Source organism: Micromonospora sp. NPDC003816 (assembly GCF_042874705.1).
In the GTDB taxonomy this organism is placed as follows: Bacteria; Actinomycetota; Actinomycetes; order Mycobacteriales; family Micromonosporaceae; genus Micromonospora.
This window is the reverse complement of record NZ_JBIANP010000006.1, coordinates 326387-347202: the sequence shown is the minus strand read 5'-3', so window position 1 is coordinate 347202 and position 20816 is coordinate 326387. Positions and strand designations below refer to the sequence as shown.

The following is a 20816-nucleotide window of genomic DNA, read 5'->3' as shown; positions in this document are numbered from 1 at the left end:
CGGCCACCGGAACCGCTGCTCGACCGCCCCGCCCAGGTCAGACGGGCTGCGGCAGTCGACCCCGCCCCCGCCGGCCACGCCCGGTCGCCGCCGCCCCGCTGCCGGCCTCAGCCGAGGCGTCCGGGGAGGCCGTCATGGACCCCTCGGCGGCGTCGCCCCGCTCGCCCGACTCGGACCCACCCGGCGTGCCGTCACCCGTGCCCGGGAGATCGCCCGTGGCCGAGAAGTCGCCCGTGCTCGGGGGATCGCCCGCGAGGCCGCCCGCAGCGGTGTGACCGCCCGTGCCGACGGGGCCGCCCGTGCCGACGGGGCCGTCCGTGCCGGAGTGGCCGTCCGTCCCGGTGACGTCGCCCGTGCCGGGCAGGTCGTCGAAGGGGTCGGTCCCGCCCAGGTGCTGCGGGTAACCGGTGCCCGCCGGGACGTACTCGGACAGCTCGAAGTCGTCGTCCAGCGGCCCGTCCTCGGGCAGGGCGGGCGCGTCGTCGTCCGACACGGCCTCGGTCAGTTCGCCGTGCACCCGCTGCTCGGTCTCGACGTCGGAGACGGTGCTGGTCGCCAGGTTCGGCTTGTTGCGCAGGAAGCGCCCGCGTCCCCGGGACAGGTCGTGACCCACCGCCACCGCCTCCAGTTCGTAGAGGGTGCGGTGGTTGCCGGCGTCGTCGGTCCAGTCGCGGGTGTAGAGGCGACCGCAGACCACCACCGGGTCCCCGACCATCACCGACGAGGCCACTCCCTCGGCGAGCTTCCGCCAGCAGTTGACGCGTACGCGCAGGCTGTTGCCGTCCACCCAGCGCCCGCTGTCCCGGTCGAGACGGCGGGCGGTGGAGGCGACCTTGAAGTTGGCCACCAGCGTGTTGCTCTGCGTGGTGCGACGCCATTCGGGGGCGGTGAGCACGTTCCCGACGACCGTCACGTAGGTATCGAACATCGTTCCTCCAGCGGAGATCCGGGTCGGCTGGTACCGACTCGCCGCCCAGCCTCGCGCCACGCGGCCCACCCGAGCAGCCCCTCCGGTCGTACCTGTGGACAACCTGGCGGCCTGTGGACGAACGCCTGATCAAGGTCCCGATGTGCTAGGCCGACCGCCCCTGCCCGGCGCGGGCCCGGCGGCGGACGATCGGATCGCACAGGAAACCGTCAGGTTCCGGACCGGTCCGCCTGGGTAGGAAATCGCCAACCGCACCTGCGACGTCGAACGAAAGGTCAGCGATCATGATGATGACCATCGCTTGTTCCGCCCGCGTCCCTGGTCAGGTGCGGCGATGAGCGAGAACCCGGCCACTGTCGACAAGTGCCTGCGAATGGGCGCCGGATTCTCGCAGGCCGACCGGGACTGGATCGTGGTCCAGTTCGCCACGCTCGACGCCCGTCTGGCCGGTTTCCACGCCGACTCCACCGAACTCGAACTCTCGGTCAAGGACCGGGAGGCCAAGGGCCAGCGGGTCACGCTGGAGTGCTGGATCGCCGGCCGACAGAAGATCGTCACGACCTCCTCCGAGGAGGACCTGCGCGCGGCGCTCAACGACGCCCGTGACGACCTGCGTCGCAAGCTCAACGACTCCAAGACCCGTCAGGAGCCGCGCAACAACAAGCACCTGCGGGTCACGCCCCCGCCCGGCGAGCCGACCCCGGTCGACGAACTGGCCGAGGAACTGGCCGCCGCCGGGACGAAGACCGACGAGAGGTGACCGTGTCGCCGTCCGGACACCCGTCCGGTCGGCGGTGCTGAACAGGGAGAGGTGAACGGCATGCCCAACGTGCAGCAACCGGAGATGCGCCGCAGCGGCGAGACCCGGCTGGTCCAGGACAGCGACGGGCCGATCCCGGGGGGTGGCTCCGCGACCAAGCAGGAGCACCGGACGGTCCCGGTGGACCAGGTCTCGCCGTACGGGCCGGATCGTGGGCGGGCCTCGACCTCGCACGAACCGACCGACCGGGACGCCCACGGCGACTGACCCGCCGCACGGTCGTAGCCCCCGTCCCACGCTGGGCGGGGGCTACTACCGTGCGGTAGCTTCCCGGCGTACCGTCGGTCCGGTGGAACCCGACGTGCTGGGACCGCCCTACGAGCGGCACACCATCGACCTTGGCCGCGACGACGAGGGACCGGTGGTCGCGACCCTGGTCCGCCGCCGGGCCGAGCGACCCACCGGGCGCGCGGTGCTCTACGTGCACGGCTTCGTCGACTACTTCTTCCAGACCCACGTGGCCGACTACTTCGCCGCCCGTGGCTGGGACTTCTACGCGCTCGACCTGCGCAAGTACGGCCGCAGCCTGCTCCCCCACCAGACCGCCAACTTCTGCCGCGACCTCGCCGACTACTTCCCCGAACTGGACGCCGCCGCCCAGATCATCCGCACCGAGGACGAACACGACACGCTGCTGGCCATGGGCCACTCCACCGGCGGGCTGATCGTCTCGCTCTGGGCGGACGCCCGCCGCGACACCGGGCTGGTCGACGGCATCTTCCTGAACAGCCCCTTCTTCGACCTCAACGCCCCCTGGGTCGTGCGTCGCCCCCTCGCGGCCGCCGTCGCGCGCCTGGGCCGTCGGGCACCCCACCGCGTCCTCCCCTTCGGCCTCGGCACCGTGTACGGCGAGAGCCTGCACGCCGACCATCGCGGCGAATGGACGTACGACCTGGCCTGGAAGCCGCTCGCCGGATTCCCCGTCCGGGCCGGATGGCTCAACGCCGTCCGCACCGGCCAACGACGCCTGCGCGCCGGACTCGACATCCCGGTGCCGGTGCTGCTGGCCTGCTCGACCCGCTCGTTCCGGGGCGTCAAGTGGCACGATTCGGCGACCCTCGCCGACGCCGTCCTCGACGTCGAACACATGGTCCGCTGGGCTCCCCGCCTCGGCCAGCACGTCACGCTCGCCCGCTTCGACGGCGGCCTGCACGACCTGACGTTGTCCGGCCCCGCCGTACGCGACAAGGTCCTCACCGAGGTGGGCCGCTGGGCGGACGCCTTCCTCGACGCCGGACCGACGCCCCCTGCGCCACCGGCCCCGCGCCGCCCGGCCGACAGCGAGTCCACCTCGCACGCCACCCCCTGATCCATCGGCCGCCTGGGCCGCCGTCTCGCTTGGCCCCGGGTCCGCCCGGGTCTGCCGACGCCGTGGATTCGCAGGTGCGCGGGGTCCATGGCGCGTGCGACGCTGACCGGGCACCCGTTCCGTCGCGCCGGGCCGGTGCGGCGGTACCCTTCTCGCGCGATACCACAGCGCGCCCGTAGCTCAGCGGATAGAGCAGGGGACTTCTAATCCCAAGGCCGCAGGTTCGAATCCTGCCGGGCGCACCCCTCTTGAGCAGTCAGAACGGCCCCCCGAAGTGATCTCCGGAGGGCCGTTGCGCATCGCGTGGGGACAGCGTGGGGACAGGTCAGGCGGTCGGGCTCTTGGGGAGGGCAGCCGCGAGCCGGTCGACGGTCTCCCGCACACCGTCGACGTGGCCGCGAGCCCAGGCGGCACCGTGACCGAGCAGCCCCAGGCTGGCCATCCCGAGCATGACGTCCGCCGTGGCCAGTACCGCGATGCGGGTCGTCATCGGCTGATCGAAGCGGATTCCGTGGTAGACGAGCCAGGCGAGCAGGACCAGGGCCAGGGTGCCTGTGACGCAGCCGGCGATGGTCAGTGGTCGGTGGTGCATGGGGCAACTCCTCGCTTCGGTGCGGCGAGATCAGTGCTGAGGGGTCCCACGAGGCGGTGTGCGCGGGCAGGGGTGCGCCCTGGGTGGTCGCCTCCCCCACGGCGGCGATCTCCACTGGTCCCGGTTGTGAGACCGGAGGGGCCATAGTGGCTGATGAGACGGGATCCCGCACCTGTAGTGCGACGGCCACTACGCCCGGTGCGGCCGGATTAGATACCGTTCGATGCAGTTTTCAGCGCTGCGACTTTGCGCGATATGCAAATTGCTTTCAGCGACCGTCACTAATTCGAGAGTCGCACCGCTCCACCTCGCCCCAAGATCGTCGATCATGAGACGGTGAGGTCCACCCGATCAGCCGGGTAAGGTCCACGCTCCCGGCCGCCGATGATCACCACCTGGACCGGCACACCCTCCGCGATATCGAGTGCGACCCGCTCCTCAGGGGTGGGCATCCTTGCCCGGACGACCGACCCGCGCGGCGCCACCACCCGCTCCCGGGCGGCTGGTTCCCGGACCCGCATGCCAATGCCGCGCTCCAGGTCGATCAGACCAGCCGCACGCAGCTCCGCGATGGCCCGCTGCACGGTGGACTTCCCTACGCCGTGCTCGTGCCCGATTCGCGGGTGCGGGGGCAGCAGCGACCCAGGCGGCCACTCGCCAGACTCGATCCGGTCACGCAGCATCGCGGCGAGCTGCTGCCACGCCGGTGCGCCCCTGGGCTGGATCACGTTCCGGACGGTAGGGAGGAGTGGGCTAGCCCACCTGTGGACAGGTGGACCGGTCCACCGGCTCACCTACTGCGGCGGGTTGGCCGCCACGAACGCACCCTTGCCCTGGTGTGTTTCGACCAGCCCACGCTCGCCGAGGATCCGCAACGCGAACTTGATACGCGTATCGGAGATCCCGTACTGCTCGGCGAGCTGCGCAATGGTCGGCAGCTTGTCGCCCGGCTTGAGGGTGCCGCCCCTGATCGACGCGGTGATGTCGTCGATGACGTGCTCGTACAACGGCTTGCGGCGGTGCGGTGGCATGGCAGGGCCCTTCGTCAGCCCCACCAGCCTGCCAGCGCCGGTAACACACCGTAGGTTCCTGGGTTGACTTAGGTCACTTAGGTTCCTAAGTTCAGTCCATCGGGGTCCTTCGTCAGCAGCGAGGCCCCGCCGGCCGGGCGCGCCCCCGTCGTGCCCGGCCGGACCCCCATCCCTCCTACTGCTGGGGAGGCACCGATGGATGACCCGTACCCGCCGTCGCGCCCCGTCCCGGATGGTGACCGCGAGCGCCGGCCCTGGCCGACCGAGGACCTCCCCCCGGCCCCCCTGTACGAGCGGTGGCGTGTGATCGCCTGCATCGTCGTCATCGCCCTGGGCGCACTCGTCGGGTGGCTGCGATGACAAGCATGTACGACGAGCCGCCACAGGCCGACGTCGAGCAGCTCGCCGCCGTGGTGGTGGCCCGGCACCGCGACCGCCGGCACTGCCCGAGCTGCACCACGGACGGGTGCCGCGAGCTGGACTGGGCGGAACCGATCACGGATGCCGCCGAGGCACGCTGGCTGGAGGCGGCTCGTGGTTGACGTCGTCGCCCAAGTCCGCGCCCGGCTCGTCCTCTCCGCCCGCGTCATCATCACCGACCACTGGCCCACCGCCGATCGCCGCGACTGGTGCCCGATCTGCAACTGTGCCTGGAAGTGCTGGCCGCTGATGGTCGCGTACGGGTACCTGCGGTTGGTGGGCGAGCACCTGTGGACCCCGCCCCACGCGCGCTGACACGACAAAACGCCCCTGGCCAGTGGCCGGGGGCGTCTCTACGCCTGGTCAGGCTCCGGGCTTGCCGGCCTTCTTCAGCACCTCGGTCCGGCGGAGCTGGTAGATGCCACGGCGAGACAGCGGCTTGTACCGCCAGCCCTCGCCCTCGGCTCCCCACTCCTCTGCGCGCTGCTCTTCGTCCGCGAGGGATCGCTGCACGGTGCGGTCGGACACCTCCAGGGCGGCGGCTGCCTCTCGGACGCTCATCCACTCGCCGCTACTCAAGTCGCGCTCCCCCGGCCGCCGATGTCTGCCTCCGGATGATCGCACGACTAACACGCCAGTCATAGCCACGCTCGACACGCTAGCCATGTCGCGACAGTTGCGCCAGACGCGACAGACGCGTCATGATGACCGGCATGAAGCACCTCACCGCCTGGATTGCCGCCACCTGGGCCACCGAGCCCTGGCTGGTCGTCGTCGCGGCCGGACTCGCGGCGGCCCTCATCGTGGCCCTGCTCATCGCGGTCTTCCGCCTCGTCGCGACCGTCGTCCGCGCCATCCGTGGGGCCGCCCCGAACTTCAAGCTGCTTCTCGGCCAGGTCGTCGTGCAGGCCGGTGTCACCTGGGCCGTCGTCACCGGCACCTGGGAGTTCTGCACCACAGTCTTCAAGCTGCCCGAGCACGAGGCCACCGCCTTCTCCGTCTTCCTGGAGGCCGCGACCTGGGTGACGGTCGGCATGATCTACGACCACGGCAAGGGCAAGGACAAGGACGGCAAGCCCAACGTCGGGTTCGGCCCCGCCGGCCCGTTCTTCTGGCTCTTCTCCATCCTCGGCGGCGTCCTGGCGGTCCTCGCCGGGCAGACCTTCGGGGCCGTCGTGGGCCGAGCCGTGGTCGTGGTCTTCGGCACCTGCCTCTGGTACCTGGCCCTGCTCCGCGTCACTCGCCGCTCGGGTACGCCGTCCCGGTTCCGCTGGACCCCCCGCGCTGTCCTCGTCGCCGTCGGCGCGCTCGCCCCGGCCGAGCAGGACGTCCGCGACGAGCACGAGGAGTGGCAGGTACGTCGCCTCGCCAGGGCCATGCGGTGGGCGGGCGGCCGGTGGCCCTGGTCCTGGCTCGGCGCCCGGATGCTGACCGCCCGCGCCGAGCAGACCCAGGAGCAGGTGATCGACGCGGCCCGCCGCCGGTACGCGGTCGCCCACGTCGTGGTGTCGTCGGTTCGGCCGGACTCCGCCGTCATGCGCCGGCTCATCGAGGAGATCCAGCGCGGTCCGGCAGTCCTGCCGACCGCCGCCGAGCGCCAGTTGATGGACGAGACCCGCCTGTCGGCGCGGATGGTCGCCAGCGACCTGGGCCGCCAGGTGGGCGAGCTGCGGGAGGTCGGCGGGATCCGGATGCCCGCGGGCATCGCCGCGCAGATTCCCGACGAGATCCCGGCCGACTGGATCGCCCGACACAGCCCTGCCCGCGAGGTGCCCGCGAGCCCGGTACCGGCGGGCAGCGGCGAGGTGCCCGCGACCGCCCGCGTGAAGCGAACCTCGGTGGCTGCCCGCGTGACCGGAGCCGTCCGTCGGCGGGCACCCCGGGCCGTGCCCGTGGGCACCGAGGCGGAGCGCACTCGGGCCGCCTACGACACCTACCTGGCCGAGCACGGGCGGGCACCGTCCGACCGCGCTCTGGCCGCCCTCGCAGGGGTCGGCAAGACGTACGCCGGCCAGTGGAAGCGCCAGAACGCCCAGTAGTCGCCCGGGGCGCGGCTCACGCCTGGACAGCACGCCGCGCCCCGGGCCCCTCCCGAAGGAGACACCCATCATGCCCCACCTGATCCGCGGCACCGTGCCGCCCGACTCGCCCGCGCGGGCACTCGCCGGCCGCACCGTCACCGTGCCCGCGACCGACCTGCCCGCCGTCGCCACCCGCGTCGCCGAGATGCGCGCCGCCCACATCGACCCGGTCGTCCTCCCGGCCCGCTACGTGCCCTGGACGCCCATCGCCCTCACCCTGGCCAGCACGGTCCTCGGTGCCCTCGTCGCCGCGCTGGCCGCCATCCTGGCCGGCGAGACCGGCATCGCCTGGGCCGCAGCGGGCGCCATGGTGCTGCTCGGCCTCGGCCTCTTCCCCGTCCTCGCGCACCAGGAGATGGACGCCTGATGGCCGCTCTGCCCTACCGGCTTCACATCTTCGACGGCCAGTACGAGGTCCTCCACGACCGGCGACACGTCGTGATCCTCGACCTGTCCATCCCCGGGTACGCGACCATCCTCAGCCAGCAGCTCCAGACGCTCACCCGGGCGGCCCTGGACGCCAACGAACCGATGGACTCGCCGCGCCTGGAGGTCCGGGACGCCGCCACCGGCGTCAAGATCCTCGACTGGACGGGGGCGTAGTGGAACACACCATGTCCCCGACCGCCGTGGCCGTGCTGTTGCTGCTCGCCCTGGTCGTCGACTACATGAGCGTCGGCCCCAACAGCCTGCGCGACCGGCTGGCGTTCTTCCTCGCCGTCCCCGCGATTTACGAGGGCTTCAACGAGTCGCCACTCGACCAGTGGACCGTCGGGACCGCCACCGCGTTCATCGAGAAGCTCCTCGACGCCACCGGCGGCGCCTACATCGCGGGCGCCTCCATCAACGCGATCCTCGGTGCCCTCGTCGGCCTGCTGTGGATCTACACCATCGGCTGCCTCCTGCCGGTCAAGGCCAGCAAGAAGCTCGGCCGATTCGCCACTCTCACGTTCCCGCAGAGCCCGCTCTACCGGATCAACACCCGGCTGTGGATCGCCGCGATCCTCCTCGGCATGTTGTCCGACCTGCCGGGCGGCCTGGTCGGTGACCTGACCCGGGGATCGATCGACCTACTCACCTGGCTGGTTGCACCTCTGCCGGCCCTCCTGTTCGGAGCCGCCTGATGCTGACCCTTGCTGCTGCCGCTGAGGCGACCCGAGGTTGGGGTGGCCCGGTCGCCCTGCTCGTCGTCGCCGTTCTCTACATCGCTGGGGCGACCATCCACTACGGGTGGCTGGAGAAGCGTGGGGCCCTCCCCTCCCCCGCCGACGACGGTGACATCGATTCTGGTGTCAAACCGCAGGTCAGCGAGGTGTCTGACACCGATGACACCGGTCGTGACACCGGCTGGTGGGGGCGGATCGTGGAACGCGACGGCCGCCGGGTACGCGCCGCCGAGCCAGCCCAGGAACGGGACGAGGAACTCGACCTGGAGCTGGTCGACGAGGAGCCGGCCACGCCGGAGGACGTGATCGGCCGGATGCTCGACCGTGGCCACCCGTACGCCGAGATCGTGCGGCAGGTGATGGACGAGTTCGAGGTGAGCGAGGCGACGGCGAAGCGGCGGATCCGGGACGTGCGGGCCGAGCGGATCGCCGCCGCGAGCTGACCCGCGTACGCGAAGCGGCCCCGCCCCTTGCGAGGGGAGCGGGGCCGCCGGCGTTTACGTGGGGCAGGAAAGCGCGCTCCTCTACTCCTCGGCCGCCGGCTTGCGCTTGGTGCCGCCGGTGACTCCCCGAGCGATCTGGGAGGCCCGGGCCGGGTGCAGGCCGAGTTCCTCGCCGACCTGGTCCCAGGTGCGCCCCTGCTTCAGCTCGGTGACGGCCTCGGCGCGTTCGGCGCGGAGAGCTGCCTGGAAGCCGGGGATGGCCTCCAGGGCGGCACCGAGGGCGCGGGCCCGGTCGGCCGGGTCGGTGGGCAGGTGGGCGAGGGCCGCGATGGGGTCGGGGAGCGTCATGCGGGCCAGGTTAGTGGGTCCCCGCCCAGAAATCTAGTGGGTACCCACTTGCGCGTCTAGTGGGTACCCACTAGACTATGGGTACAGGCAAGCGAGGGAGGAACCGAAATGGCGACGATGACGATGACCGAGACCTACACCTGGGCCCCCGGCCGCAAGTTCTGCTCCGCCGAGATCCACAAGACCGCCCCCACCTGCCCCGACTGCGAGAACAGCGGCCCCTGCGCCGACTGCGGCCACGACGTCATCGGCCCGGGCTACCTCTACTGCACGCAGAACGGCGAGGTGGTCCACAGCGGACCGGACGCCACGTGCAGCACGACCCGGGCCGCCGCCGACTGGGTCGACTACTACTGAGCCGGAGGGGGATCCCCAGCCCTACCCCACCGGAAACCGCTTTCCCTCGCCTCGCCTGCCTGGACACACCGAACGGCCCCGCCCTCCCACCAGGGAGAGCGGGGCCGTCTGCACGTGGTCGGTCCCGTCGGTCGCGTACCGCCGGCACCGCGCCGTGGAGTCTACCGGCGCAGCAGACGCGCCACTGTGGCCGGTGCGTACGCCGACCGGCGACCCCACCACGCGGCCACGATCGGCCCGACCACCGCCACCACGCCCAGGATCGCGGTCGTCTGCCCCTCGGTGAGGTCCAGGCCGAACGCGACCAGCAGCGTCAGCACGGCGGTCACCGCAGCGGTGATGGCACCAGCCGACATCACCGGCTCGGTGCTGTCGGGATTGGGGGTGTTGCTCTGCATGTCGAACCCTCCTGAGACTCTCGAAGTCGCGGCCGTCACCGGACGACCGCAGTGATGATCAGCGGGTACAGCGGGGCGATCAGACCGGCGACCAGGCCGATCGTCCACCGCCGCGCCGCCTTCTGTTCCTGGGCCGCCTGGGCGTGCATGCCCTCGTGCGCCTCCAGGTCGTTGCGCAGACTGCGTAGTTCCAGCCGTAGCGCCTCGACGCCGCGTGAGCCGTGCTCGTCGAGGCGTTCCAGGCGGGTGGCGGTGCGGTCGATGTCGGTGGCCAGCTCGGCGCGTGCCTCGGAGATCAGCCGCTCTGCGCGCACGGTCAGCTCATCGACACGCCGGTCCAGGCGGTCCACCTCTCGCCACAACAGGAAGTTGCCTCCGTCTCCGGCGGGCGGACGAGCGGCGTCGGACGCTGCCGTCACGACGCCGGCTCGACCGCGACCAGTCGCTTGGTCAGTCGCGTGAGCAACTCGTTGGTCAGCGCCCACGCCAGTTCGGGGGACGCGGCGAGCTGGGCGGCCAGCGTCGGCACCGGCACCGCTGCGGCGAGGCCGTGCAGGTCGAGAGCCCGGGCCAGCACGGCGTAGTCGATGCTCGGCGCGGGCGGCTGGGGAGCGTGCTGCCGGATGAGCTGCACGGCGCGGGCGTCGTCCAGGCGGGTCCAGGTGGCGGCGTTGACCGACCTGCCGTCGCCCTTGTAGTCCTTGTCGAGCGACTTCTCGAATGCGACGACCGCCGCCGTGGTCGCGTCGCCATAGATGCCGTCGGCGCCCTTCGGTCCGACGCTGAATCCGAGCCGGTTGAGCCGATACTGGAGCCGGTACACCCCTTGGTTCCGGTCGCCGTGTTGTACGTAGTCGCTCACGTCGTCCTCCGAGGTCAGCAGGCCGATGGTGGTCAGGTACCGGCGGAACAGCGGCGTCTGGTCACGCCCCGCCTTGATCGAGTCACGGAACCAGCTGAAGTGGGTGTGCCACAGGTGGCTCCTGTCGCCGGTCGAGCGCCGGCCGAGCCGGTCCCAGCGGCGGACCACCTTGCCGTCCGGGCTGTAGATGATCTCTCGAATGTCCCGGGTGTCCGTCGCGCCGGCGACGCACTGGGCGACACACCAGACCGAGAAGGTCTGGAGGTTGTGTAGGCGGCCGAGCCCGTCTCGCCACTCGAACATGCCGACGTCCAGCGCGGCGGCGTCCAAGGTCAGACCGGTCCGATCCCGGGACGACTCGACCACCGAGTAGTCGTTCGGAACCACCCGGTCCTCGCCGCAGTGGTAGCCGCCGCGGTGAGCCGAGTCGCCGACGATCCCGACCTCGGCCGGCTCCAGGTCCTCGTCACGCACCCGGTTCGGGTCACGGTTGAGGTGCTTCAGCAGGAGGCTGCGGACCTCCAGCAGGTTGGCGGGTGCACGCGTCATGACGGCTCCTCGCCCGGCTCGGGTTCCGCAGCAGCGGCGGCCAGCGCCTGCCAGCCCTCCTCCTCGCTCGACGGCGGCGGCGAAAGCTGCCGCGTGCCCCGCCAGGTGGCGTCATCCAACGGCTGCACGGCCAGCACCGGGCCGTTCGGCACGTAGCGGTGCAGGTGCGCCCGCCCGTACAGCACATGCAGCTCCCACAGCAGCCCCGCCTCATGAAGCAGCAGGTGCACATCGTCGTCAGCGGACCACGTCCAGCGGCCCTCACCGACCGGCGTCCACGACATTCGGGCCTCCTACTGCTTGGTGATGATGAGGTTGGGGGTCCTGCTGGTGACGGCGAAGCCCAGCGACCCGCCACTGGTTTGCAGGGCCCGCGCGTCGATGGTCTGCCCGGCCGCCAGGTACGCGGTGAAGGCGACGTTCAGGGGGTGATTGACCGGGATGGCCGGTGCTGCCTGGTCGGCGAACAGCGTGCTGTTGACGTAGATCGCGATCCGGCGGTATCCGGTGGCGTTGCCCGTCCATCGGACGGTGCAGCTCACCGTCCACAGGCCCGAGATCGGTACCGCCACCGCCGTGCCACCGGACCAGGTGATTCCATCGATGCTGTCGATGACATCCCAGTTCAGGATGGTCTCGGAGTTGTTGCCGATGCTCTGGAGACCGGCCGACTGGCGTGCCTGGACATGCCGGTCGTTCAGCTTGGCTGTGGGGATCCGTGCTCCAGCAGGGAACTGGCCCATCACACACTCCTCATAGCGACACGACCGCCGGATCCCACACGTCCACCTGGGCGCCCGATGGCCAGGACCTCTGCACCCCGTTCAGGCCCCGCGCTGTGACCGTGGCGGTCTGTGGGCTGGAGGTTCCGGTGATCGCCGAGACGCGGACCTGTTCGCCACCGACGCGGAGGTCGAGGGGGAAGTCGGCAGGGTCGGTCGTCCAGCGGCCCTGCGTGGCGTTGAAGGCCAGCGACAGCGTGCCCGTGCCGGTCGCGGCGTACCCCGTGGCGAGCGTGCTCGTCTCACTGGTGACCCGCTGTCCGCCGTCCACCTCCGCCACCAGCCACGGGCTGGCCGGCTCCACGTTCAGGGTGACCTGCCACCACCGCCGGCCCCGGTACACCTCCGTGGCCCCGGCGATCAACTGGTCCACGCCACCGGGCACATGCTGCGGCGGCGGGTGAAGCACCTGCACCCGGCTACCCGGCCGGCACTGCACCCACTGCGCGGACAACTCCCGGCGGGCGGACACGGTGAACGACAGCGCCGGATACCGCGGCTCCTGCGGGGTGGTCATCCGCAGTCGCCAGCCGGCGTGGTCGCCCAGCCGCAGGTCGGATGCGATGTTGACCTGCACCGACGTGCCGATCTCACCCTGGTAGCGGATCGAGTCGTCGTCGCGGGCCTCGGCCGAAGAACCGTTGACCCGCTCTACGACCCACACGTTGCGGTGGGCGTCGTCGTCGTCGACCGGCTCGAAGTCCTCGCCGAGCTGGCCGAGCGCGGCGTCCAAGGCCAGTGCGAGGGCGGGGTTGTAGCGGGCGGACCGGGCCAGGTAGCCGAGCCCCCACCCCGCCTCGTCGATCAGGCCGACGTCGGCTGTCTCGCACTCCTGCCACAGCGTCATCGCGGTGGCCGGCCGCTGCGGTCCCATCGCCTCGGCCGGGTCCGGGCCGGGCGTGACCGTCAATGGCACCCCCAGCTCGGCGCAAAGGCGGGCCAGGCGGGCGGTTGATGTTTCCCCGGTGTAGCCGGTGCCGGCGACGTACTGGCTGACGACAGACGCGCCGTTGTGGACGCTGATGTGCGATACGGCGACGTCGCGCACGTTGAACACGGCGCCGACGCCACCGAGCATCTTGCCGAGCGTGTCGATGCGAGTCACCGGGCCGACCGTGTAGCCGGTGAACGTGTTCGACGCGACCTGCACACCGTCGAGGACCAGGACGACGGCGGCGTTACCCCCGACCTGCGAGACCCGGAACTGGACCAGGTGCCAACGTCCGTCCAGGGGCGTCGGGCCAGTGGACGACAGGTACTCCGACGGCCCTGTCCCGAACAGACCCACCACCACGGTGCTGGCTGTGTTGGCCTGGCCGAACAGCTCGAAGTACATGTTCGGCGTCTCGACGCGGACCGGCATCACACCCGCGTAGCTGCCGGGCGCATCGACCGAGGCCCGGAACCACACCGCGACCTGCCAGGCTGTCGCGCTCGCGCCCACCACGTCACCGGAGATGGTGGACTCCACGTCGGTCGACGGGATCGCGGCGCCAGCCGCCCCGGGCGGGCCGTCCGCATCGAACTGGATCTGCCCGACCCGCACTCGCATCGGCCGGCCGCCGGGAATGCCCGACGCGGCCTGCGTCGACTCACTGCCGTCTTCGAGGGGCCACCACGCGACCGGGTTGGTGCCGGGCAGGTAGCGGCGTAGCGCGGACTGGAGCGGGAACCGAGACCGGCCAAGCCGACCCAGCACCCCCACCGCCGCGATCTTCGCCAGCGCCATCCGATCCGACCCGCCAGGCCAGGTCAGCGGCCACTTTCGGACGTAGCCGCTGAACCGGTTGCGCCAGCCTGCTCCGTCGCCGAGGTCGATGTCGTACGTGATGGGCGTCCACTTGCGGACGTGCGGCCACCACAGCGATCGAGCGTCGTAGGCGGTGAAGCGGCCGTCGTTCTTGAACGTCAACGAGAGCGTGGATGGCTCGGCCTGCTCGGCGCCGGACGATCGGCCCCAGGTGATCGTCACGTCGTCCGGGACGTGCCACCACTGCGTGACGTCGGTCCACGTCCAGGTGCTCGGGTTGTCGGTGATCACGGCCCCGAACGCGATCCGGATCCGGACCTTGAGGCTGTCACCGGTCGCGTACGACACCCTGCCTCCTACCTGTTGCTGCCGATGACCTGTTGCACGTTGCCGCCCTTCGTGGCCACTTGCTCCCGCAGCACCAATACGAGGTCGGAGCCTCGGATCTTGAATTCGCCGGTGAGCAGGATCCGCAGGAACTCCGCGGCTGCGGCACCGAACCGGCTGCCGGGGGCCAGAGGCTGCACTGCGGCGCCGGCCTTGAGGTGGTGCAGCTCGGGTCCGCGTTCACCGACTACGGCGAGGCCGTCACGGATGATGCGGCCGCCGTTGGCCAGGTACGGGATGTTGGGCGTGTTCAGCGTCACGGACGGGATGCTCATGCCCATGATTGAGCCGCCGCCGAGGGTCAGGCTGAAGTTGTTCCACCGGCCGATGATCCAGTTCAGGGCGTTCTTGAATCCGCTCTTGAGCGGGTCGAACAGCGACCGCAGTTTCCCGGCCATTTTCCCTGGCAGGCCGGTCATGAACTTGTTGAAGGCGATCGCCTTATCGATGATCCAGTCGAGCATTCGACGGCCCAGCTCACCGGCCTTGCGCCACACGCCGGAGAACAGCGCCCACCAGGCTTTCGCCCCGGTGGAGAGCTTGTCCCACAGCCAGGTGGCGATGAAGACGACTCCGTCGACGGCCCACATCACGGCAGCGACGATCGCGTCCCAGATCATGATCCAGAAGTCGCGGAAGGCGGAGCTGTTCTCCCAGAGCAGCCAGATGCCGGCGACCAGGGCGATGATCGCGACGATGACCAGGCCGATGGGGTTCGCCGCCATGGCGATGTTCCAGAGCCACTGCGCGGCCGTCGCAACCTTCGTCACGGCCGTCCAGATCACCGTCACCGCGTTCCAGGCCGCGATGGCACCCCGGACGGCGTAGATGCTGACCGCCAGCCCCCCGATGACCGCGCCGATGGTGAGCAGCGTGCCGGCGTTGTCGAGGGCCCACTTACCCACCTTCTCCAGGTAGGGGACGGCCTGACCCACCTTGTCGATCAGGGCGGACTGCACCTGGCGCTTGAATGCCTCCAGCTTCTGCTTGTTGGTCTGCTCCAGGGTCTGACCGGCCCGGTCGGCGGCTCCCGAGACGTCCCCCAAAGCGTTCTCGCCCGCCTTCAGGCTCTTGAGGAACTGAGGGATGTCCTGGACGTTGAGGTCTTCGATGGGGGTGCCGAACAGGGCGATCGCCGTGTTGGCCTGCTCGGTCGGATCCTTGATCCCCAGCAGTCCGGTGACGATCTGGTCGAAGGCACCCTTCGCCGTCTTGCCGCCAGCCAGGATCCGGTTCGACATCTTCTCGGCGTCGAGGCCGATCGACTCGTACGCCTCGACGGACGACTTCGACATGTCGGTCGCCCGGAGCGTGAACTCCTTGATCGCGTCGCCGGCCTTGTCGATCCCGTACATGCCCTTCTCGGCACCCTTGACCAGGATCGAGAACGCCTGCTCGCCGCTGAAACCCAAGGTCCGGAAGAACTGGCTGTACTCGTCGGCGGCGTCGAGCACGTCCTCGCGCAGCTCGCGTGGCACCTTGCTGGACGCGACGGTGATGAGGTCCATCGCCTCCTCGGCGTCCGCCACCAGCCCGGACCCGAGGACGACGCCTGCATACTTCGCGGCCTGGGCCACGTCGGTGCCCCACGTCTTCGCGTACGCCTGGACCTGCACGGTCATCCGCTCGACGGCGCCCGCGTCGTTGATGTTGGCGAGCTTGCTGCTCACCACGGCCTGGACGGCGTCCATGTTCTCGGCGGCGCTCTCGCCGAAGCCCCGGCTGTAGACCTGCCCGGCGACCTTGCCGAGCTGCTCCGCCAGCGCCGGGTCACCGACCTGGTTGGTGAGCTTGGCCTGCGCCTCCTCCAGGTCCAGGCCCTTGACGAACCCGGCGCCGATGCCGGCGGCCAGTGCGGCGCCGACGATCGGCGCGTACTGACGGGCCTTCTGGCCAGCCTGGCGCATCTTGCCGTCCACGGCCGCGAGACCCCGGGAGAGGTGGGTGTCGTCGGCGCGCAGGTAGGCGACCAGGGTGCCGAGCTTGAGAGCCATGATCACCTCCTGCTGTCGGATTGCGGACGGCCCGGCCACTAGCCGGCGGGTACCGTGCCTCGGTCATCCCCGCCCCATACAGGAGGTCCGAGTGAAAGCACGGCGAGTAGCGGCGGCAGCGGTGCTGCTGATTGCGCTGGCAGGCTGCGGCAGCAGCGAGACCGCCACCCCCGAGGCGGCGGCGCCAAGCGTCATCAGCTCCGACGCGGTCGAGAAGGCCGCAGCGGCAGCGGGCATACCGCCGAAGCCGGACGAGGAGACCGCCGCCGCCTACTTGGCCGCACTCACGAAGATCGACCCGGACATCGTGGGTGATAAGGACCCCGACCGGATCATCAACCGGGGTCGTGACCAGTGCTCCAGCATCAAGGAGTGGCCGGACGACGAGGCAAAGCTGCTGATGTTCGTCAACGCCCGATTCACCGGCCCTGACCACCCGAATGGGTTCGGCGACGCGAAGGCTAAGAAGATCCTCGCGGCGGTCAAGAAGCACATCTGCCCTACCTACTGACGGGCATCTCCGGCGGGGGCGACAGTGCCCGAGCCAACCGGGTGTCCGCCGAGAGCAGCCCGGCGATGCGGGCCGACAGCCACCGCCAGGTGCGCTGCTGGAGGATCCCCGGCTCGTCGAGGTCCACCCCGTACTCGGAGTGGATGTCGGCCTCGATCAGCTCCCAGTGGTCGAGGATCTCCCCCCACGACGTCCCCGACCCCGTCCGCCCCTCCGGGAGTTCGTACCAGCTCCAGAGGCCAGATGCGGGGTCGTAGTCGCCTCGCCCGTACTCGTGGTCGGGGAGGATCCGGCCTTCTGGTTGGCCCTGCGGTCGGCCCGGTTCATCGCCGGGCCGACCGCTTCCCCCGGAACGCCCCCCGACGTCCAGTACCGTTCGGCGGCCTCGTCCCCGCCGAGGATCCACGCGTACGTGGTGGCCGCGCAGTAGGCGATGTGCTGGTGGGAAACCCCGTCGGCCACCATCTGCTCGTAGGCGTCGCCGAGGACCCGCCGCTCCAGCGAGGTCCGGTCGTCCATCTCGGGCAGGTCCTCGATGAGGGTGACGGCCTGCTGGATGTCCTCCGGCGTGCTGGCGCGGTGGATCTGCATGGTGGCGTTGGCGATGGTCTGGCACCAGAGTCCCAGCTCGGCGGACGCGAGGGGCACGGTGTACTCGCGCTCGACCCCGTCCCGGCCGGGTACATCAGCCAGGACGAGGCCGGGTGCGAAGTACTTCCCGAGCCCGGAGAGCCGGGCCGCCATCAGGCCGTGTACACGAAGTCGTCGGCGGGCACGTTCGGGCTGACACCCTCCGGTGTCTCCACAGTGACCCGCACGGTGCCGGCGGTGCCGGCTGGCGCGGTCGCCACGATGTGGTTGTCGGAAACCACCGTGAAGTCGTCGGCCGCGTTGGCGCCGAAGTCGACGTCGGTGGCTCCGCTGAAGTGCTGCCCGAAGATCGAAACGTGGTAGCCCCCGCCATCGTCGCCGGTGGCCGGCATCAGGCCGGTGATCGCCGGGGTGAGGTCGGCGTTCGGGTTGGTGATCGGGACGCGCTGGCCCTGGCCCTGTAGAACGACGGTCACCACCTCCAGGTCCGGGCTGGCGTTGGAATCGCGGGACCACTGCTTGACGTAGCAGCGGCCGGCGAACTCCTCGCCGCTGGCGAGGCCGTCTTTGTCGTACCAGCGGACCCCGAACTCGCCGGCGGCGACGTTCTGCGTCTGGGCGAGGAGGTGCTTCTGTCGCAGGAAGGCGTGCACGGGGTTCAGCGACGTCCCAGCCGCGTTCGTCGAGTGCGAGAGCTTCAGCTCCAGCCGCCACGAGTAACCGGTGGTGGCCTCGCGGGCGGCACCGTCGTCCTCGTAGCCCTCGTCGTCCTGGGCGCGCGTCTCGCTGATCGGGTTCAGCTCTCGGCGGCCGACCAGCTCCTGGTAGTTGACGGCCGGGAAGGTGCCCATGTCGATGTCGACCCGGAGACGCCGGGCCAGCAGGGTCGTGCGGTCGGTGGGCTGGGTCACGGCGTGCTCCTCAGTTCGAGTTGTTGCTGGTCGGACGCATCGCGTCCAGGTAGTAGTTCTCCGACCGCGACCAGCGGCCGTTGCTGTCGTCGCCGAGCGAGGTGTACGACTGGCGCCAGATCTGCACCACGGCGATCCCGCCGAACACGAGCCCGGACGCCCCGTCGAGCAGGTCGAATACGGCGTCGGCCAGGTCGTCACACTCGCGCGGATCCCGGCCAGCCCGGATCCGGATCTGCACGGCCAGTTGGTGGTCCGCGAGGCCGGGGGTGGCCGATCCGATCGGGTACGGGGCGAGGGTAATCAGCCGGTCTGGCGCCTGCGGCACCCCGCGGATCACGATGGCCGTCTCGTCTGGCTGGTATGCGTCGGCGGCCCGGTACGTGCCGACGTCGGCGGCGTCGAGGTGCCCGGCGAGGCCGACGAGTAGGCGGGAGGTCCAGCCCTCGCCGGCCATCAGGTGCCGCCCAGCGGCTTGCCGGCGGTCTTGGCGATGATGGCCAGCATCGTGGCCCGCTCAGTGCCCATCGGGTCCTCCAGGTACTTCGCCTTCCGGCCCTGGTCGTGCCTGAGGGTCTGATCCTCATGCTGTCGGACGGCGTACGGCCGGTCGTAGGAGACGGCCACGGCGCCGGTGCCCGGGTCGCCGCTGACCTCGCCACTGCGCTCCAGGTCGCCCTCCTCGTGCGGTGCCAGGCCGCTGGAGACCTGGAGCAGATGCTCGGCGGCGAGCTGGGCACCCTGGAAGCTCGCACCCTTCAGGGCGGCCAGGACCTTGTCGCCGTCCCACTCGATCCGGACCTCGTCGGCCACGCTCACTCCAGGGAGATGTCCAGGTGCTCGGGCAGGGGCAGGCCGTGGGCCTCGACGCGGGCGACGGCCAGGACCGTGGCGGTCCTGCCGTTCCAGGTGACGCGGCTCCCGGCGGGGCAAGGGGTATCGAGCGGGGCGAGCACCGTGGTCGAGCTGACCTGCTCGCTGCCGGCGGCGTCCTGCGTCTGTACCCGCACCATCCGCCGCGTCTCCTCGACGATGCACGGCGTCACCTCGACGGGTGCGCCGTAGACGTCGCCGTACGCCCCGGCACCCGCGTACGGCTCGATGGTGACGATCGCCGGTGCAGGGATGTGCGCGGCGATGAACTCGGCCCAGTTCACGGCGTCACCACGTCTGCGGCCCGTGTCCGGTCAGGCCGGCGGCCTGAAGGACCTGCCACGCCTGCGGCCACAGCGACCCAATCTTGCTGGCCTGGGCAGACGATCCGCCCGCGCCTTGCCCGCCGCGCACGACGCTGACCTTGCCGACGGAGAACGAACTCGTCGGCGGGGCAGCACCGGTGCCGGTCACGTCACCCGAATCCAGCCCGCTCGCGACCTGTTCCAACGTCGCCTCGCGCAGCGCCTCGACCACGGCCGGATCGGTCGCGTCGTACACCGCGCACAGCAGCGCCCGGTCCACGTCCCGGCTCGCCCGCACCAGCAGCCGCGCCGCGTTCAGCGGGGTGCGGCCAAGCAGTTCGTTGAGGTCGTCGACACTCGCGTACGCGCCCACCACCGGTGCGGCGCGGACCGTCACGATCTCCTGCGCGGTTGCCGCCGCACCCAGGTACGTGCCCTCCCACAGCGCCAGATAGCTGCCGGCGGCCAGGTCGACCGGCACCGCCCAGATGTAGGCGTAGACGCCGGTGGCCGGGTGGCCGATGCCCGTCCCGGTCGGGCCGAGCACGGGGGTGCCGCCAGCGGCCGGGGCGATGGTGAGGGTGACGTCGTCAACGTCGACGGGGGTTCCGTCGCCGCGCCGGTAGGTGGCCGTCAGCGTGGAACTGCGGCCCTGCACAACCGTCATGTCGTCACCCGCTTGAAAGTTTGATCATCGAAGCTGAGGTGCATCTCTCCGGCCTGCGTCCGCCGGATCACCACCGCCCCGGAGGTGAGGATCTCGCACGGGGCCGCGATTCCGGTGTTCGTGGGGATCGGCAGCAGACGGTTGTGAGTGACCGGGGCGAAGCCGCTGGGCAGCGTGAACAGGGTGTCACCGGCTACTGATCCGGCTGGCACGTACACCCGGCCCTGCAACCTGGCGGTCGCGTCCGCGTCCCAGCAGGCGCTCAGCGGCGCCACACCGGCCGTCACGGTCATCGAGTAGCGGCCGGTCGCGCCCGGGTCGATCGCGGTGATCGGCGTCCACGGCTGGAGGCTCGTGATCCACCGGGCCAGAGGGTCGATGCCGCCGATGTACGTCCGGGTCCCGTTGGCCTCGCGGCGCTCCAGCCGCAGCATGAGGCCAGATGCTCCCGGCCTGGTGATGAGCACGAGGAGGTGCTCCCACAGCCGGGACAGCAGCGCTTGTAGGCGGACGTAGCCCAGTTCGTTGAGCCAGAAGGCCAACTCGTCGCCGTCCGGCGTACCGGTGAGGTTCCGGCCGACCTGGAGGATGTCGGGCTCGTCGGTGGCCGGGTTGTGGTCGAGGATCAGCCGAAGCAGCACTCCGGCGAGTACGCCGGTCGGCCTGTTGTCGCGGTCGAGCTTGCCGGGGTCTCCACCGGGGACGACGCCCTGAGCTGCCATGATGCGCCTTCCTCCCGGG

Annotated in this window: 33 protein-coding genes and 1 tRNA gene; 13 read left to right on the top strand and 21 right to left on the bottom strand. The window is 70.6% G+C overall.

Annotation, left to right across the window (positions count from 1 at the left end; genetic code table 11):
- Nucleotides 1-37: 37 nt before the first annotated feature.
- A complete protein-coding gene (locus tag ACFYTT_RS21685) occupies nucleotides 38-928 on the bottom strand; it encodes a single-stranded DNA-binding protein (RefSeq protein ID WP_387261571.1) in 891 nt (296 codons plus the stop codon).
- Between the two features lie 334 nt (nucleotides 929-1262).
- On the opposite strand from ACFYTT_RS21685, the gene ACFYTT_RS21680 reads away from it, so the two are divergent.
- From ACFYTT_RS21680 to ACFYTT_RS21665, 4 genes are all read left to right on the top strand, one after another.
- Nucleotides 1263-1688, top strand: a complete 426-nt coding sequence (locus tag ACFYTT_RS21680) for an HPF/RaiA family ribosome-associated protein (RefSeq protein WP_131051752.1) — start codon at nucleotides 1263-1265, stop codon at nucleotides 1686-1688.
- 60 nt (nucleotides 1689-1748) lie between these two features.
- Nucleotides 1749-1955 (top strand): hypothetical protein, encoded by a 207-nt coding sequence (locus tag ACFYTT_RS21675; RefSeq protein ID WP_161594905.1) that lies wholly within the window; start codon nucleotides 1749-1751, stop codon nucleotides 1953-1955.
- 82 nt (nucleotides 1956-2037) lie between these two features.
- Nucleotides 2038-3057, top strand: coding sequence for an alpha/beta hydrolase (locus ACFYTT_RS21670; RefSeq protein WP_387261567.1), 1020 nt, complete (start codon nucleotides 2038-2040; stop codon nucleotides 3055-3057).
- A gap of 169 nt (nucleotides 3058-3226) precedes the next feature.
- A tRNA-Arg gene (locus ACFYTT_RS21665) sits at nucleotides 3227-3299 on the top strand.
- An 83-nt stretch (nucleotides 3300-3382) separates the two neighbouring features.
- Here ACFYTT_RS21665 and ACFYTT_RS21660 read toward each other — a convergent pair.
- The 3 genes from ACFYTT_RS21660 to ACFYTT_RS21650 all read right to left on the bottom strand — a co-directional run bounded on the left by ACFYTT_RS21660 (nucleotide 3383) and on the right by ACFYTT_RS21650 (nucleotide 4680).
- Nucleotides 3383-3649, bottom strand: coding sequence for a hypothetical protein (locus tag ACFYTT_RS21660; protein WP_387261564.1), 267 nt, complete (start codon nucleotides 3647-3649; stop codon nucleotides 3383-3385).
- Between the two features lie 326 nt (nucleotides 3650-3975).
- A complete protein-coding gene (locus ACFYTT_RS21655; protein ID WP_387261561.1) occupies nucleotides 3976-4377 on the bottom strand; it encodes a GntR family transcriptional regulator in 402 nt (133 codons plus the stop codon).
- A 66-nt stretch (nucleotides 4378-4443) separates the two neighbouring features.
- Nucleotides 4444-4680: a winged helix-turn-helix domain-containing protein gene (locus ACFYTT_RS21650; protein WP_387261558.1), complete on the bottom strand. Its 237-nt coding sequence runs from the start codon at nucleotides 4678-4680 to the stop codon at nucleotides 4444-4446.
- Nucleotides 4681-5036: 356 nt separating this feature from the next.
- Here ACFYTT_RS21650 and ACFYTT_RS21645 point away from each other — a divergent pair, with 356 nt between their 5' ends.
- The gene (locus ACFYTT_RS21645) at nucleotides 5037-5222 is read left to right on the top strand and encodes a hypothetical protein (RefSeq protein ID WP_387261555.1); all 186 of its coding nucleotides are present in this window, start codon (nucleotides 5037-5039) and stop codon (nucleotides 5220-5222) included.
- On the top strand, nucleotides 5215-5415 hold the full coding sequence (locus ACFYTT_RS21640; protein ID WP_387261552.1) for a hypothetical protein: 201 nt from the start codon (nucleotides 5215-5217) through the stop codon (nucleotides 5413-5415). The genes ACFYTT_RS21645 and ACFYTT_RS21640 overlap by 8 nt, the downstream gene beginning before the upstream one ends.
- 48 nt (nucleotides 5416-5463) lie before the next feature.
- Here the strand turns inward: ACFYTT_RS21640 and ACFYTT_RS21635 are convergent, their stop codons facing one another.
- The gene (locus ACFYTT_RS21635) at nucleotides 5464-5661 is read right to left on the bottom strand and encodes a hypothetical protein (RefSeq protein WP_387261549.1); all 198 of its coding nucleotides are present in this window, start codon (nucleotides 5659-5661) and stop codon (nucleotides 5464-5466) included.
- A 152-nt stretch (nucleotides 5662-5813) separates the two neighbouring features.
- Here ACFYTT_RS21635 and ACFYTT_RS21630 point away from each other — a divergent pair, with 152 nt between their 5' ends.
- From ACFYTT_RS21630 to ACFYTT_RS21610, 5 genes are all read left to right on the top strand, one after another.
- Nucleotides 5814-7139, top strand: a complete 1326-nt coding sequence (locus ACFYTT_RS21630; RefSeq protein WP_387261546.1) for a hypothetical protein — start codon at nucleotides 5814-5816, stop codon at nucleotides 7137-7139.
- Nucleotides 7140-7209: 70 nt separating this feature from the next.
- Nucleotides 7210-7548, top strand: a complete 339-nt coding sequence (locus ACFYTT_RS21625) for a hypothetical protein (protein WP_387261543.1) — start codon at nucleotides 7210-7212, stop codon at nucleotides 7546-7548.
- Nucleotides 7548-7784, top strand: coding sequence for a hypothetical protein (locus tag ACFYTT_RS21620; RefSeq protein ID WP_387261540.1), 237 nt, complete (start codon nucleotides 7548-7550; stop codon nucleotides 7782-7784). The genes ACFYTT_RS21625 and ACFYTT_RS21620 overlap by 1 nt, the downstream gene beginning before the upstream one ends.
- A gap of 11 nt (nucleotides 7785-7795) precedes the next feature.
- Entirely contained in the window at nucleotides 7796-8305 is a 510-nt protein-coding gene (locus ACFYTT_RS21615) for a hypothetical protein (protein WP_387261538.1), read from the top strand.
- Nucleotides 8305-8790 carry a hypothetical protein gene (locus tag ACFYTT_RS21610; protein ID WP_387261535.1) on the top strand — a complete coding sequence of 162 codons (486 nt, stop codon included), beginning with the start codon at nucleotides 8305-8307 and terminating at the stop codon, nucleotides 8788-8790. Before ACFYTT_RS21615 ends, ACFYTT_RS21610 begins: the two co-directional genes overlap by 1 nt.
- An 81-nt stretch (nucleotides 8791-8871) precedes the next feature.
- On the opposite strand, the gene ACFYTT_RS21605 is transcribed toward ACFYTT_RS21610, so the two are convergent.
- Complete coding sequence (locus ACFYTT_RS21605; RefSeq protein WP_387261533.1) at nucleotides 8872-9138, bottom strand: hypothetical protein; 267 nt, start codon at nucleotides 9136-9138, stop codon at nucleotides 8872-8874.
- Nucleotides 9139-9246: 108 nt separating this feature from the next.
- Here ACFYTT_RS21605 and ACFYTT_RS21600 point away from each other — a divergent pair, with 108 nt between their 5' ends.
- On the top strand, nucleotides 9247-9495 hold the full coding sequence (locus ACFYTT_RS21600; protein ID WP_387261531.1) for a hypothetical protein: 249 nt from the start codon (nucleotides 9247-9249) through the stop codon (nucleotides 9493-9495).
- 161 nt (nucleotides 9496-9656) lie between these two features.
- On the opposite strand, the gene ACFYTT_RS21595 is transcribed toward ACFYTT_RS21600, so the two are convergent.
- The 7 genes from ACFYTT_RS21595 to ACFYTT_RS21565 form a co-directional block, all read right to left on the bottom strand.
- Nucleotides 9657-9893, bottom strand: a complete 237-nt coding sequence (locus ACFYTT_RS21595) for a hypothetical protein (protein WP_387261528.1) — start codon at nucleotides 9891-9893, stop codon at nucleotides 9657-9659.
- A gap of 35 nt (nucleotides 9894-9928) precedes the next feature.
- A complete protein-coding gene (locus tag ACFYTT_RS21590; protein WP_387261525.1) occupies nucleotides 9929-10207 on the bottom strand; it encodes a hypothetical protein in 279 nt (92 codons plus the stop codon).
- A gap of 101 nt (nucleotides 10208-10308) precedes the next feature.
- Complete coding sequence (locus ACFYTT_RS21585; RefSeq protein WP_387261522.1) at nucleotides 10309-11304, bottom strand: peptidoglycan-binding protein; 996 nt, start codon at nucleotides 11302-11304, stop codon at nucleotides 10309-10311.
- Nucleotides 11301-11588, bottom strand: coding sequence for a hypothetical protein (locus tag ACFYTT_RS21580; protein WP_387261519.1), 288 nt, complete (start codon nucleotides 11586-11588; stop codon nucleotides 11301-11303). Before ACFYTT_RS21580 ends, ACFYTT_RS21585 begins: the two co-directional genes overlap by 4 nt.
- A 9-nt stretch (nucleotides 11589-11597) precedes the next feature.
- Entirely contained in the window at nucleotides 11598-12047 is a 450-nt protein-coding gene (locus tag ACFYTT_RS21575) for a hypothetical protein (protein ID WP_387261516.1), read from the bottom strand.
- 10 nt (nucleotides 12048-12057) lie between these two features.
- A complete protein-coding gene (locus tag ACFYTT_RS21570; protein WP_387261513.1) occupies nucleotides 12058-14184 on the bottom strand; it encodes a hypothetical protein in 2127 nt (708 codons plus the stop codon).
- Nucleotides 14185-14192: 8 nt separating this feature from the next.
- Nucleotides 14193-16217, bottom strand: coding sequence for a phage tail tape measure protein (locus ACFYTT_RS21565; protein WP_387261509.1), 2025 nt, complete (start codon nucleotides 16215-16217; stop codon nucleotides 14193-14195).
- 91 nt (nucleotides 16218-16308) lie between these two features.
- Between ACFYTT_RS21565 and ACFYTT_RS21560 the strand changes: the two genes are divergently transcribed.
- Complete coding sequence (locus tag ACFYTT_RS21560) at nucleotides 16309-16728, top strand: hypothetical protein (protein WP_387261506.1); 420 nt, start codon at nucleotides 16309-16311, stop codon at nucleotides 16726-16728.
- Here the strand turns inward: ACFYTT_RS21560 and ACFYTT_RS21555 are convergent.
- The 8 genes from ACFYTT_RS21555 to ACFYTT_RS21520 all read right to left on the bottom strand — a co-directional run bounded on the left by ACFYTT_RS21555 (nucleotide 16718) and on the right by ACFYTT_RS21520 (nucleotide 20797).
- Nucleotides 16718-16855, bottom strand: coding sequence for a hypothetical protein (locus ACFYTT_RS21555; RefSeq protein WP_387261503.1), 138 nt, complete (start codon nucleotides 16853-16855; stop codon nucleotides 16718-16720). The two genes, ACFYTT_RS21560 and ACFYTT_RS21555, sit on opposite strands and share 11 nt — an antisense overlap.
- A gap of 29 nt (nucleotides 16856-16884) precedes the next feature.
- Entirely contained in the window at nucleotides 16885-17472 is a 588-nt protein-coding gene (locus ACFYTT_RS21550) for a hypothetical protein (protein ID WP_387261500.1), read from the bottom strand.
- Complete coding sequence (locus tag ACFYTT_RS21545; protein WP_387261497.1) at nucleotides 17472-18230, bottom strand: phage tail tube protein; 759 nt, start codon at nucleotides 18228-18230, stop codon at nucleotides 17472-17474. Before ACFYTT_RS21545 ends, ACFYTT_RS21550 begins: the two co-directional genes overlap by 1 nt.
- Before the next feature lie 10 nt (nucleotides 18231-18240).
- Nucleotides 18241-18687 carry a minor capsid protein gene (locus tag ACFYTT_RS21540; protein WP_387261494.1) on the bottom strand — a complete coding sequence of 149 codons (447 nt, stop codon included), beginning with the start codon at nucleotides 18685-18687 and terminating at the stop codon, nucleotides 18241-18243.
- Nucleotides 18687-19043, bottom strand: coding sequence for a hypothetical protein (locus tag ACFYTT_RS21535; RefSeq protein WP_387261490.1), 357 nt, complete (start codon nucleotides 19041-19043; stop codon nucleotides 18687-18689). Before ACFYTT_RS21535 ends, ACFYTT_RS21540 begins: the two co-directional genes overlap by 1 nt.
- A gap of 2 nt (nucleotides 19044-19045) precedes the next feature.
- A complete protein-coding gene (locus ACFYTT_RS21530) occupies nucleotides 19046-19387 on the bottom strand; it encodes a hypothetical protein (protein ID WP_387261487.1) in 342 nt (113 codons plus the stop codon).
- Between the two features lie 4 nt (nucleotides 19388-19391).
- A complete protein-coding gene (locus ACFYTT_RS21525; RefSeq protein ID WP_387261677.1) occupies nucleotides 19392-19781 on the bottom strand; it encodes a hypothetical protein in 390 nt (129 codons plus the stop codon).
- A 290-nt stretch (nucleotides 19782-20071) separates the two neighbouring features.
- Entirely contained in the window at nucleotides 20072-20797 is a 726-nt protein-coding gene (locus ACFYTT_RS21520) for a hypothetical protein (protein ID WP_387261484.1), read from the bottom strand.
- Between the last annotated feature and the right edge of the window lie 19 nt (nucleotides 20798-20816).

What these genes read in the sequence shown, in the direction of transcription:
- ACFYTT_RS21605 (WP_387261533.1), bottom strand. Translation starts at nt 9,138, where the DNA reads ATGACGCTCCCCGACCCCATCGCGGCCCTCGCCCACCTGCCCACCGAC.
- ACFYTT_RS21645 (WP_387261555.1), top strand. Translation starts at nt 5,037, where the DNA reads ATGACAAGCATGTACGACGAGCCGCCACAGGCCGACGTCGAGCAGCTC.
- ACFYTT_RS21575 (WP_387261516.1), bottom strand. Translation starts at nt 12,047, where the DNA reads ATGGGCCAGTTCCCTGCTGGAGCACGGATCCCCACAGCCAAGCTGAAC.
- ACFYTT_RS21540 (WP_387261494.1), bottom strand. Translation starts at nt 18,687, where the DNA reads ATGGCCGGCGAGGGCTGGACCTCCCGCCTACTCGTCGGCCTCGCCGGG.
- ACFYTT_RS21550 (WP_387261500.1), bottom strand. Translation starts at nt 17,472, where the DNA reads ATGGCGGCCCGGCTCTCCGGGCTCGGGAAGTACTTCGCACCCGGCCTC.
- ACFYTT_RS21600 (WP_387261531.1), top strand. Translation starts at nt 9,247, where the DNA reads ATGGCGACGATGACGATGACCGAGACCTACACCTGGGCCCCCGGCCGC.
- ACFYTT_RS21675 (WP_161594905.1), top strand. Translation starts at nt 1,749, where the DNA reads ATGCCCAACGTGCAGCAACCGGAGATGCGCCGCAGCGGCGAGACCCGG.
- ACFYTT_RS21680 (WP_131051752.1), top strand. Translation starts at nt 1,263, where the DNA reads ATGAGCGAGAACCCGGCCACTGTCGACAAGTGCCTGCGAATGGGCGCC.
- ACFYTT_RS21650 (WP_387261558.1), bottom strand. Translation starts at nt 4,680, where the DNA reads ATGCCACCGCACCGCCGCAAGCCGTTGTACGAGCACGTCATCGACGAC.
- ACFYTT_RS21635 (WP_387261549.1), bottom strand. Translation starts at nt 5,661, where the DNA reads ATGAGCGTCCGAGAGGCAGCCGCCGCCCTGGAGGTGTCCGACCGCACC.
- ACFYTT_RS21595 (WP_387261528.1), bottom strand. Translation starts at nt 9,893, where the DNA reads ATGCAGAGCAACACCCCCAATCCCGACAGCACCGAGCCGGTGATGTCG.
- ACFYTT_RS21580 (WP_387261519.1), bottom strand. Translation starts at nt 11,588, where the DNA reads ATGTCGTGGACGCCGGTCGGTGAGGGCCGCTGGACGTGGTCCGCTGAC.
- ACFYTT_RS21585 (WP_387261522.1), bottom strand. Translation starts at nt 11,304, where the DNA reads ATGACGCGTGCACCCGCCAACCTGCTGGAGGTCCGCAGCCTCCTGCTG.
- ACFYTT_RS21610 (WP_387261535.1), top strand. Translation starts at nt 8,305, where the DNA reads ATGCTGACCCTTGCTGCTGCCGCTGAGGCGACCCGAGGTTGGGGTGGC.
- ACFYTT_RS21520 (WP_387261484.1), bottom strand. Translation starts at nt 20,797, where the DNA reads ATGGCAGCTCAGGGCGTCGTCCCCGGTGGAGACCCCGGCAAGCTCGAC.
- ACFYTT_RS21685 (WP_387261571.1), bottom strand. Translation starts at nt 928, where the DNA reads ATGTTCGATACCTACGTGACGGTCGTCGGGAACGTGCTCACCGCCCCC.
- ACFYTT_RS21660 (WP_387261564.1), bottom strand. Translation starts at nt 3,649, where the DNA reads ATGCACCACCGACCACTGACCATCGCCGGCTGCGTCACAGGCACCCTG.
- ACFYTT_RS21625 (WP_387261543.1), top strand. Translation starts at nt 7,210, where the DNA reads ATGCCCCACCTGATCCGCGGCACCGTGCCGCCCGACTCGCCCGCGCGG.
- ACFYTT_RS21615 (WP_387261538.1), top strand. Translation starts at nt 7,796, where the DNA reads ATGTCCCCGACCGCCGTGGCCGTGCTGTTGCTGCTCGCCCTGGTCGTC.
- ACFYTT_RS21565 (WP_387261509.1), bottom strand. Translation starts at nt 16,217, where the DNA reads ATGGCTCTCAAGCTCGGCACCCTGGTCGCCTACCTGCGCGCCGACGAC.
- ACFYTT_RS21620 (WP_387261540.1), top strand. Translation starts at nt 7,548, where the DNA reads ATGGCCGCTCTGCCCTACCGGCTTCACATCTTCGACGGCCAGTACGAG.
- ACFYTT_RS21630 (WP_387261546.1), top strand. Translation starts at nt 5,814, where the DNA reads ATGAAGCACCTCACCGCCTGGATTGCCGCCACCTGGGCCACCGAGCCC.